This is a genomic window from Sphingomonas paucimobilis NBRC 13935 (assembly GCF_000739895.2).
GTDB classification, from domain to species: Bacteria; Pseudomonadota; Alphaproteobacteria; order Sphingomonadales; family Sphingomonadaceae; genus Sphingomonas; species Sphingomonas paucimobilis.
This window is the reverse complement of record NZ_BBJS01000068.1, coordinates 17476-28187: the sequence shown is the minus strand read 5'-3', so window position 1 is coordinate 28187 and position 10712 is coordinate 17476. Positions and strand designations below refer to the sequence as shown.

At 66.0% G+C, this 10712-nt stretch carries 10 protein-coding genes; 9 read left to right on the top strand and 1 reads right to left on the bottom strand.

Features of this window, described 5'->3' with window-relative positions; genetic code table 11:
• The 8 genes from SP6_RS19530 to SP6_RS19495 form a co-directional block, all read left to right on the top strand.
• A partial coding sequence (locus SP6_RS19530) for a c-type cytochrome (protein WP_233419837.1) occupies positions 1–565 on the top strand: 565 nt, incomplete at its 5' end.
• Between the two features lie 25 nt (positions 566–590).
• Entirely contained in the window at positions 591–1328 is a 738-nt protein-coding gene (locus SP6_RS19525; protein WP_017980780.1) for a PepSY domain-containing protein, read from the top strand.
• Positions 1329–1488: 160 nt separating this feature from the next.
• Positions 1489–1854 carry a DUF305 domain-containing protein gene (locus SP6_RS19520; protein WP_018251211.1) on the top strand — a complete coding sequence of 122 codons (366 nt, stop codon included), beginning with the start codon at positions 1489–1491 and terminating at the stop codon, positions 1852–1854.
• Between the two features lie 68 nt (positions 1855–1922).
• A complete protein-coding gene (locus SP6_RS19515; protein WP_017980778.1) occupies positions 1923–2375 on the top strand; it encodes a DUF411 domain-containing protein in 453 nt (150 codons plus the stop codon).
• A gap of 897 nt (positions 2376–3272) precedes the next feature.
• Positions 3273–4490, top strand: coding sequence for a TolC family protein (locus tag SP6_RS19510; protein WP_232252446.1), 1218 nt, complete (start codon positions 3273–3275; stop codon positions 4488–4490).
• A complete protein-coding gene (locus SP6_RS19505; protein WP_042469552.1) occupies positions 4487–5986 on the top strand; it encodes an efflux RND transporter periplasmic adaptor subunit in 1500 nt (499 codons plus the stop codon). The genes SP6_RS19510 and SP6_RS19505 overlap by 4 nt, the downstream gene beginning before the upstream one ends.
• The gene (locus SP6_RS19500) at positions 5983–9123 is read left to right on the top strand and encodes an efflux RND transporter permease subunit (RefSeq protein ID WP_042469551.1); all 3141 of its coding nucleotides are present in this window, start codon (positions 5983–5985) and stop codon (positions 9121–9123) included. The genes SP6_RS19505 and SP6_RS19500 overlap by 4 nt, the downstream gene beginning before the upstream one ends.
• Positions 9120–9446: a copper-binding protein gene (locus SP6_RS19495; RefSeq protein WP_042469550.1), complete on the top strand. Its 327-nt coding sequence runs from the start codon at positions 9120–9122 to the stop codon at positions 9444–9446. The genes SP6_RS19500 and SP6_RS19495 overlap by 4 nt, the downstream gene beginning before the upstream one ends.
• 21 nt (positions 9447–9467) lie before the next feature.
• On the opposite strand, the gene SP6_RS19490 is transcribed toward SP6_RS19495, so the two are convergent.
• Positions 9468–10235, bottom strand: a complete 768-nt coding sequence (locus SP6_RS19490) for a MauE/DoxX family redox-associated membrane protein (protein WP_042469549.1) — start codon at positions 10233–10235, stop codon at positions 9468–9470.
• Between the two features lie 72 nt (positions 10236–10307).
• Here SP6_RS19490 and SP6_RS19485 point away from each other — a divergent pair, with 72 nt between their 5' ends.
• A complete protein-coding gene (locus SP6_RS19485) occupies positions 10308–10706 on the top strand; it encodes a MerR family transcriptional regulator (protein ID WP_439645780.1) in 399 nt (132 codons plus the stop codon).
• The last annotated feature ends 6 nt before the right edge of the window (positions 10707–10712 follow it).

Below are 10712 nucleotides of genomic sequence, written 5' to 3'. Positions count from 1 at the left end.
GGTTCTAAGGCAGCACTTCCCGAGCCTGCCGTTCGTAGGCGCCCTGGCGATCGTCCTGGCGCTGGGCGCAGCCGCGTTTATCTACCTTGGCGTGTATAACATCGCGGCCGACGAACCGCACACGCCGGCGGTCTATTCAATGCTCGAACGCCTGCGCGATCGGTCGATTGAGGCACGCGCGCGCGGCATAACACCCCCGGCCGATCTGGCATCGGCGCAGCGCGTGTCAGTCGGCGCGGGCCTTTACGGAGAAATGTGTTCCGGTTGCCATCTCGGCCCCGGCGTCGAGAAATCCGAGATGAGCCAGGGCCTCTATCCACAGGCGCCGGAACTCGCGCGCGCTCAAGATCTCACCCCCGCCCAGCAATTCTGGATCATCAAGCACGGGGTGAAGCTCAGCGCCATGCCGGCATGGGGCAAGACGCATCCCGACCCCCTAATTTGGAATATGGTCGCGTTCGTCCGCAAGCTCCCCGGCATGACGCCCGAACAGTATAAGGCACTGGTCGCGAGCGCCCCGGCCGATCACGACGAGATGATGAAGGACATGCCGGGTATGAAGTGACCCCGGCGACGAGGTTGAGGGAGGAGTGGTTCTGAAAAGCGCGAAACTGAGGCTGCATCTACTCGCGAGCCGCACGCACAAATGGCTCGCGATCATCATCGGCGCGCAGCTCCTGCTATGGTTCGCAAGCGGCGCCCTGATGAGCTTCCTGCCGATCGATCGGGTGCATGGCGATCACCTCGTTGACCGCAAAGCCGCGGCGCCCCTTCCCCGCGGCAGCACGTTCGCCCCACCATCGGCGATCGTAGGCGCAGCAGATGCGCCCATCGAGGCCATCACCTATCGCATGTGGCTTGGCCGCCCGGTCGCCGAGGTCGCGACAGCCAAGGGAACGCGCCTGTTCGACGCCGCGACGGGCCAAGCGCTGCCAGCACCAACGGCTCGTGAGGCCGAGGAGATCGCGCGTTTGGCATGGCGTGGCGGTGCTCGACCAGCGGCGAAGGTAGAGCGGATCGAGCGCGCCAGCCCCGAATATCGCGGCACGCTCCCCGCCTGGCGCGTCGCGTTCGCCGACCTCGATTCCACCCGCGTCTTTGTCGCGGCCGACACCGGTCGGATCTCGGCTGTCCGAACCGGCACTTGGCGGCTCTACGACTTCTTCTGGGGCCTTCACATCATGGATTGGACGAATCACGAGAACTTCAACACGCCCTGGCTGCTCGCCTTCGCGATCGGTGGGCTTGCGCTTTGGTTAGGGGGGGCAGTGCTTCTCTACATGCGATGGCCCAAAACGCGGCGTCGCAACATCGTGATCGAGGCATAATATACGCGGCTCAGGAGCGTAGCCCTCGGAAATAAAGTCCTGTTTCCTGACAATTTCTCGCGCGTTCTAGCACCCCGGGTGAGGGATAGCCGCCTCGCACGCGTAGAAGTCTTAGAACCCAGGGAGATCAATAATGCGCTTCGCACCAACATTCGCAGCTTTGGCGCTGCTCGCCACGCCCGCCCTCGCGCAGCAGAGCGGCGGAATGCAGGGCATGAACCACGGTCAGATGGCCGGCATGAACCACGACGACATGGCGGGCATGATGGCCGGCAATCCCTACGGCCAGGCCGAGATGGACATGCATCAGAAGATGATGGCGGCCAAGCAGGGCGACGCGGCCGAAATGTGGACGCGCAAGATGATCGAGCATCACCGAGGCGCCATCGCCATGTCGCGCGTTGCGGTGCGTGACGCGCGCGACGCCGAGACCAAGCGCATGGCGCAGATGACGATCACGAAACAGGAAAAGGATATTGCCGAGCTGCAGGCGTGGCTCAGCAAGCACGGCAAGCGCCCGCAATAAGGGAGCGCTGCCCCGCCCTGTCGATCCCCCTACCCCCCGGCAGGGCGGGGATTTCCTTTTAGGAGCTGATGATGAAGAATGGTGTTCGTGGCGCCGTCGCCGCCTTGCTAATGACCATCCCAGCGGTCGCATCGGCCGCGGCCGACATCGCCATGCACCGCGATCCGGGTTGCGGCTGTTGCGAGAAATGGGCGGCGCAGGTGCGTCAGCAGTTCGGCCGCAAGGTCCAGATCATCGACGATGATCGCCGTGAGGTGCTGCAGCGTAAGATCGGCCTGCCCGCTGACCTCGCGTCCTGCCATACCGCGATCATCGACGGCATGGCGTTTGAGGGACATGTCCCGATCGCGGACATGAAGCGCGCGCTGGCCCAGCATCCTAAAGGCGTGCGCGGCTTGGCCGTGGCCGGAATGCCGATGGGCTCACCGGGCATGGAGGTGCCCGGCATGAGAACCCAGCCCTATGACGTCATTGCGTTCGGTGCCGCTGGCCGGCGTGTCTTTGCTAGCCACGGCGCCTAAACGACAGGTTGTCTTGTGAGCGGCAAATCTTCCCCGGCGCTTCATGCCGGCACTACGGCACCCGGCAAACCACCCGTATTGACCTCGGCGTTGACAATTGGGATATTATCCGGGTGTTGAAAGCTCGTCTTTCTCTCTTGCTTCTTGTTGGAGCGTTGCTTGGCCTTTTGGGCCAAGGAATTGCGTATGCGGCCGGCCCATCGCTCTCACCCAAGATGGCGATGAGCCATGTCACCCCATCCCGCATGGATTGCGCGGGTATGGCGACCCCGGATCCGTCATCGGAACACCCATGCAAAGGACTGACGCTGGCGTGTATCGCCCAAATGGGATGCGTTGTTCCCATGACGTTTGAGGAGCCGGCAAGAGTGCTGAAGCGCTCGATCGCATCTCAAATCGTTATCTGGCCTGCCAGCCGGGCACTTGCCGGCCTCAACGTCGCTCCCGAGCCCGAACCGCCTACCGTTTGATCGAGTCAAGCCGTGTCAGGCTGCAGCCGTTCGCCGGTTGCGGCTCTGCCGATTTTAAATCTCGATCAAATTGGAAAGTGACATGAAAACGTTCATCTTGGCGGTATTTGCCGCTAGCCTCGCCGCGTCGGCAGCGACGGCGGCCACATCTGAAAATAAAAGCAATGGTCATTGGGAGTGGCGTTCCAATTACCAGCCGGGCCCGCGGGCGCCGCTTCAAGCCCCACGTCGCGTATGGGTTACGGACGTTCCCCAGTCGAGCGCCTGCGTGTGCCCGATGATGGAACGCGGTCGCGACGCCTGCATGTCAATGAAGGGCGGCCAGTCAACTTAAGCTGGCGAGCCTGAACAGGTGCCGGGCTCCGATCAACCATTTGGAGCCCGGCCATCATTATGACATGAAGGGACTAGAGGGATGCGCGCATCCATGATGCTCGCGGTCGCCGCGCTCACGACGAGCGCCGCGCACGCGCAGACACTTACCTATGACCAAGCGCTGCGCGATGCGGTTGCCAACGCCCCGGGAGCGGTTGCCGGTCGCGCGGGGGTCAGCGCCGCCCAAGCCGATGCACGTGCGGCGGGAAGCCTTCCGGACCCCCGTGTGTCGATCGGAATCGAGAATTATCCTGTCTCTGGGCCACCCGCCTTCTCCCTATCCAGAGACGACATGACGATGGGGCGTGTCGGTTTCCAACAGGACCTACCCAACCTTGCCAAGCGTCATGCCGCGCAAGCGCAGGCACGCGCCGTGATCGCAACGGCAGAAGCATCGCAAGCGACCAAGCTCCGGGAGGTGCGATTGGGAGCGGGGCAGGCATGGATCGACCTTGCTTATGCCGAGCGTCGACTAGCTGCCCTCGACACCGTTCTGCTATTCCTTCGATCTCTCCCTTCCGCTGCGCGGGCCGCCGTGACGACCGGTTCGGTCCGCCCTGGTCAGACACTGACGACCGATCAGGAGATCGCGGCACTCGACGACCGCCGCGACGAGTTGATGGCCGCCGTTGCGCGCGCCCGCGCGATGCTGGCTCGCTGGACCGGCGTATCGGCGCCCGAGATTGCCGGCGATATGCCCGCGATCGATCTGGCTCCGGCGCGGCTGCAGGACGCGCTCAGCCTTCACTCCGACATGGTTCTCGCCGAGGCCGGTATTCAGCGCGCCCAGGCCGACGTGGATGCGGCGCGAGCGGAGAAGCGACCCGATTGGGGGGTAGAGGTAGCTTATCAACGCCGTGACCCCCGGTATGGCGACATGGTGTCGGCGGGAGTTTCGATGAGCCTGCCGCTGTTCGCTCGATCGCGTCAGAACCCGCGCATCGAAGCCCGCAAATCCGCACAGGCGCAGGCCGAGGCCGCGCGCGAAGAAACCCGGCGCACATTGGCAGCCGATCTGGAGGCCGCGCTGGCGGACCACCAAATGCATCACAGCCAATGGCAGCGCGCGCGCGACGTGCTCCTTCCGCTCGCTCGGAAGCGAGCCGATCTGGAGATAGCGAGCTACTCTGCCGGTCGCGCGAGTCTTGCGGATGCCATCGAAGCCAAGACCGCGCTCGCCGACGCCGAGCTGACCGTGCTCGACCGTGAGGCGCTCGTCGCCGCAGACTCTGTCCGCCTCACCATTACCTTCGGGAGCGCCGATCGATGAGCGACACTACCATTACCCGCGCCCGCCTTGTCACCGCGGTAAGCGCGCTGGTGCTGGTCGCAGGGGGCGTGGGCTTCGGGCTCGCGAAACTTGGCACGTCCTCGGCTGCCGATCAAACGGCATCCCCAGCCCCGCAGAAGAAGATCCTCTACTGGTATGATCCGATGATCCCGGGGGAGCGGCACGACGGCCCGGGTCTCTCGTCGATGGGGATGAAACTGATCCCCCGCTATGCCGACGAGGGCGCAGGCGGTAGCGCCGCACCGGGCGTAGCGATCGATCCGGCCAGCCTCCAGCGGCTCGGCGCGCGGATCGTCACGGTCGAACGCGGATCGTTGTCCAATGCGGCGTCCGCTACCGGCAGCATCGACTTCAACGAGCGTAACATCGCGATCGTGCAGGCGCGCAGCGGCGGTTTCGTCCAGCGCGTCTATGCGCGCGCGCCAGGTGACGTCGTGCCGGCAGGCGCCCCCCTCGCCGACATCCTCGTGCCCGAATGGGCGGGCGCGCAGGCGGAATATCTCGCCGTGCGCCGGACCGGGGATGCCGCGCTTGCACGAGCAGCACGGCAACGCCTGTCGCTTCTGGGAATGCCGGCCGGGTCGATCGCGTCGGCCGAGCGAAGCGGCCGACCTCAGGGCGTGACGACGATCCGGACGCCTGTGGGGGGCGTCATCAAGACGCTCGGCGTCCGGCAGGGCATGACAGTCGCGCAAGGGCAGACACTGGCGGAGGTGAACGGGCTCGGCACCGTCTGGTTGAATGCGGCCATCCCCGAGGCCATCGCCGGCAAGCTCCGTATCGGCACGTTCGTCACCGCCACGCTGGCAGCTTTTCCGGGCGAGAGTTTCCGGGGCCGGATCGCCGCGATCCTGCCGCAGGCCGACGCCGCGAGCCGCACGCTGACGATCCGCGTCGAGCTGCCCAACAGGGGCGGCCGGTTGCGCCCCGGAATGTTTGCCAGCGTGGCGCTCGATCAGGGGAGCCGCGACGCGCTGCTCGTTCCCAGCGAGGCCGTCATAAGAACCGGCCGGCGCACGCTCGTCATGCTGGCAGGGCCAGGCGGGCGGTTCAGACCGGCCGAGGTCCGCATCGGTGCAGAAGGCGGCGGCAAGACCGAGATCGTCGCCGGACTGTCCGAAGGCGAGAAGGTCGTGGCGTCGGGCCAGTTCCTGATCGATTCCGAAGCGAGCCTCGCCGGCCTCGACGCGCGGCCGATCGGGGGCGAAACGCCGTCCACGGCAAAGCCGGCGCCGAAACCTGCCGCGCCGATCTACGAGACGGTCGGCAGTATCGAGGCGATCGACCGCAGTGGCGTCACGCTGTCCCACCAGCCCGTCCCGGCGATCGGCTGGCCTGCGATGACGATGACCTTCCGCGTTGCCGATCCCGCACTGCTGCGCGGGTATCGCAAGGGCGACCGGGTCCGCTTCGGCTTCGACCAACCCGCGGACGGGCCGACACTGCGCCGCATGACACGCGAGGCCGGTCGATGATCGCAACCATCATCCGCTGGTCGGTCGCGAACCGCTTCCTCGTTGTGCTGGCGGCCGTCGCGCTCGCCATCGCCGGGGTGTTCGCAATGCGGGCGACCCCCGTCGATGCGCTCCCCGACCTGTCCGACACGCAGGTCATCATCCGCACGAGCTGGCCGGGCCAGGCCCCCCAGATCGTCGAGAACCAGGTGACGTATCCGCTCACCACGACGATGCTGTCCGTCCCCGGCGCGAAGACCGTGCGCGGCTATTCCTTCTTCGGCGACAGCTATGTCTACGTCCTCTTCGAGGATGGCACCGACCTCTATTGGGCGCGCTCGCGCGTGCTCGAATATCTGAGCCAGGTGCAGGGACGTCTCCCCCAGGGCGCGCAGGCCGCGCTCGGTCCCGATGCGACGGGGGTCGGCTGGGTCTATGAATATGCGCTGGTAGACCGCACCGGCCGCCACGACCTGTCGCAGCTCCGGTCCTTGCAGGACTGGTTCCTGCGCTACGAGCTGAAGACGCTGCCCGGCGTCGCCGAGGTGGCGAGCATCGGCGGGATGGTGAAGGAATATCAGGTGCTGCTCGACCCGACGCGGCTCGCCGCGTTCGGCGTCACCCACACCCAGGCCGTCGATGCCATTCGTCGCGCCAATCAGGAGGCCGGCGGGTCCGTTCTCGAGCTGGGCGAAGCCGAATATATGGTCCGGGCGTCCGGCTACCTGCGCAGCGTCGACGATTTCCGCGCGATCCCGCTCAAGGTCGCCGGTGCCGGCGTGCCCGTCACGCTGGGCGACGTCGCCTCGATTCAGATCGGCCCCGAGATGCGTCGCGGCATCGCCGAGCTGAACGGCGAGGGCGAGGTCGCGGGCGGCGTCGTCATCCTGCGCCAGGGCAAGAATGCGCGTCAGACGATCGAGGCCGTCAAGGCCAAGCTGGCGGAATTGAAGGGGAGCCTTCCTCCCGGCGTCGAGATCGTCACCACCTATGACCGCTCGCAACTGATCGACCGCGCGGTCGAGAACCTGACGGGCAAGCTGATCGAGGAGTTCGTCGTCGTCGCGATCATCTGCGGGCTGTTCCTGTGGCACGTCCGATCGGCGCTGGTCGCGATCGTCACGCTGCCGCTCGGCGTACTGGCGGCCTTGCTCGTCATGCGCGTGCAGGGGGTGAACGCCAACATCATGTCGCTGGGCGGCATCGCCATCGCGATCGGCGCGATGGTCGATGCCGCGATCGTGATGATAGAGAACGCGCACAAGCAAATCGAGCGATGGGAACACGATCATCCGGGCGCAGCGCTGGCGGGTGAGGAACGCTGGCGCGTCATCACCGAGGCCGCAGCCGAGGTCGGGCCGGCATTGTTCTTCAGCCTCGTCATTATCACCCTGTCGTTCGTGCCGGTCTTCACGCTCGAAGCGCAGGAGGGGCGGCTGTTCGCCCCGCTCGCTTTCACCAAAAGCTATGCGATGGCGGCAGCGGCGATCCTGTCGGTGACGCTCGTGCCGGTCCTGATGGGATGGCTGATCCGGGGACGCATCCCGGCCGAGAACGACAATCTCCTCAACCGCGCGTTAACCCACGCCTATCGGCCGGCGCTCGACCGTGTGCTGGCGCGGCCGTGGCTGGCGATCGGCATTGCCGCCCTGGTGCTGGCGACGACGGCATGGCCGCTGACGCGGCTTGGCGGCGAGTTCATCCCGACGATGGACGAAGGCGACCTGCTCTACATGCCGTCCGCGCTGCCCGGGCTTTCGGCCGCGAGCGCATCGGCGCTGCTCCAGCGTACCGATCGGCTGATTAAGACCGTGCCCGAGGTCGCGACCGTGTTCGGCAAGGCCGGGCGCGCCGAGACCGCGACTGACCCCGCCCCGCTCGAGATGTTCGAGACCACCATCCAGTTCAAACCGCGCGACCAGTGGCGGGTGGGGATGACGCCGGCGAAGCTGGTGGAGGAGCTGGATCGCACGGTGCGCGTGCCGGGCCTTACCAACGTCTGGGTTCCCCCGATCCGTAACCGGATCGACATGCTGGCGACCGGCATCAAGAGCCCGATCGGGGTGAAGGTGGCGGGGTCCAATCTCGCCGAGATGGACCGGATCGCCGCCAGCATCGAGCGCGTCGCCCGAACCGTGCCGGGTGTCAGTTCGGCATTGGCCGAGCGGCTGACGGGGGGCCGCTATGTCGATGTCGACATCGATCGGGCGACCGCGGGGCGCTACGGCCTCAACATCGCCGATGTGCAGGAGATCGTGTCGGGCGCGATTGGGGGCGAGACGATCGGCCAGACGGTCGAGGGCCTCGCCCGCTACCCGATCAGCGTACGCTACCCGCGCGAGCTGCGCGACAGCCTGGAGGGATTGCGGACCCTCCCGATCGTGACCGCATCGGGCCAGCAGATCACGCTCGGCACCGTCGCATTGGTGTCGATCGCGGAAGGTCCGCCGATGCTCAAGACCGAGAACGGCCGGCCCTCGACCTGGGTCTATGTCGATGTACGTGGGCGCGATCTGGCCTCCACGGTCGCGGACCTGCGCCGTGCCGTCGCCAAGGATGTTCGGCTCAGCCCGGACGTGTCGATCGCCTATTCCGGGCAGTTCGAGTATCTGCAACGCGCCGAGGCGCGGCTGATGCTCGTCGTGCCGGCGACGCTCGCCATCATCTTCCTCCTGCTCTACCTCACCTTCGGACGGCTCGACGAGGCGGCGCTTATCATGGGCACGCTGCCCTTCGCGCTGACCGGCGGGATCTGGACACTTTGGCTGCTCGGTTATGCGCAGTCGGTCGCGACCGGCGTCGGATTCATCGCGCTCGCCGGCGTATCGGCGGAGTTCGGCGTCGTTATGCTGATCTACCTCAAACACGCGCTGGCCGACCGCAGGCCATCGCCGTCGGCGGATGAGGTGTCGGAGGCGATCCGGGAAGGCGCGCTGTTGCGGGTGCGGCCCAAAGCGATGACCGTCGCGGTGATCGTCGCCGGGCTGTTCCCCGTACTGATCGGGCATGGTGCGGGGTCGGAGGTGATGAGCCGGATCGCCGCGCCGGTGATCGGTGGAATGCTGACCGCACCGCTCCTGTCCATGTTCATCCTGCCCGCCGCCTACATGCTGTTGCGGCGCCGAACACTTACCCACTCCGAAAGGAAAACATCATGAAGCTGACACACTCCATGCGCGCCGCGTCGATCCTGCTGCTCGTGCCGATCGCGACGGGTGCCTTCGCGCAAGCTGGCAAGCCGTCCGCGGCTGTGGTGAAGACCGGAAACGGCATGGGCGCGATCACCGCCGTCGATGCGAAAGATGGAACCGTGACCATCAAGCATGGCCCGATCCCAAGCATCGGCTGGCCCGCCATGACCATGACCTTCAAGGCAGCTCCCCCGTCCCTGCTCAAGGGATTACGGTCGGGACAGCGGGTCGCGTTCACCGCCAGGGCGAAGGGCATGGCGGCCGAGGTCACGGCGATCAGCCCGCATTGACGATGCGGGCGGCTCCTCGCGTCAGTGCGCCATCGACAGCGCGGATGGGGCGGCGATCATCCATAGCGCCATCGCGACCATCATCAGGTTCTCGGTGAGCGAGATGAAGCCGAGCGGCACGTTGGTGTCGCCGCCCACGCAGGCGCATTTCAGTTCGCGCTTGTCGATATAGACGGCCTTGAACACCGACACCGCGCCGATCGTGCCGATGACGAGCGCGACGGGCACCGAGAGCCAGGTGAGCGCGCCAGCGGCCATCAGCACGCCCGCCCCGCCTTCCGCGAACGGGTAGACGTAGGAATAGGGCACCCAGCGCTTGGCGAGCAGATCATAGTTCAGAAACATGCTCGAAAAACTCTCCACGTTCTGGAGCTTGAGCATGGCGAGCACGCACATCGAAAAGGCGATGAACCATTCGCCTGCGCGAACCGTGAAGGGCGTGCCGAGCACCGCATAGCTGGCGGCAAGCGCCATCAAGGCCGTCATCGCGAACACGGCGATCACCGGTCGATAGGTGACGGCCTTGGGATCGCGCACGGTCTTGCCGAAGAAGCGACGCAGATCGTCATAGCCGCCCACCCGTTCGCCGGCGATGAAGGTCTGCGGCGTCGTCTTGACCCCGTGTTTCGCCTTGAACGCGTCCGTTTCCTCGCGTGTCGTCAGCCAGTGGTCGTCGACCGCATAGCCTTCGCGGCGCAGCAGATCCTTCGCCTTCAGCCCGAAGGGACAGGTGTGTTCGGGCATCACCATCCGGTAGATCGTCGCCTGTTTGGCGGGGGCGCTCGCCATGTCGCTTCTCCAATTCGTCTGCCCCACCTATATGAGGTCCGTACCATAGTCCGGAGTCAAGGCATGGCGGGCATGACGATCGCAGGGCTTGCGCGCGAAGGCGGCGTAGGGGTCGAGACCGTGCGCTACTATCAGCGTCGCGGGCTTCTCGACGAGCCCGAAAGACCGAACGGAGCCGGCACAAGCGGCGGTATCCGGCGCTACGGCACTGACGACGCGCGCCGCCTCCGTTTCATCCGCTCCGCCCAGGCGGCCGGGTTCACGCTCGAGCAGATCGGCGAGTTGCTGGCATTGGATGCGACCGACGATCGCGCGCGTGCGCGCCAGCTCGCCCTTGAGCGCATCGCGGCACTGGATGCGAAGATCGATGAGCTTGAACAGGCGCGGGGTTCGCTCCATCGGCTCGCCAGCGAGTGCGGGTCGGGATCGGCAGGGCCTTGCCCGATCCTGACGGCGTTCGATCGGGCGTGACCTGCT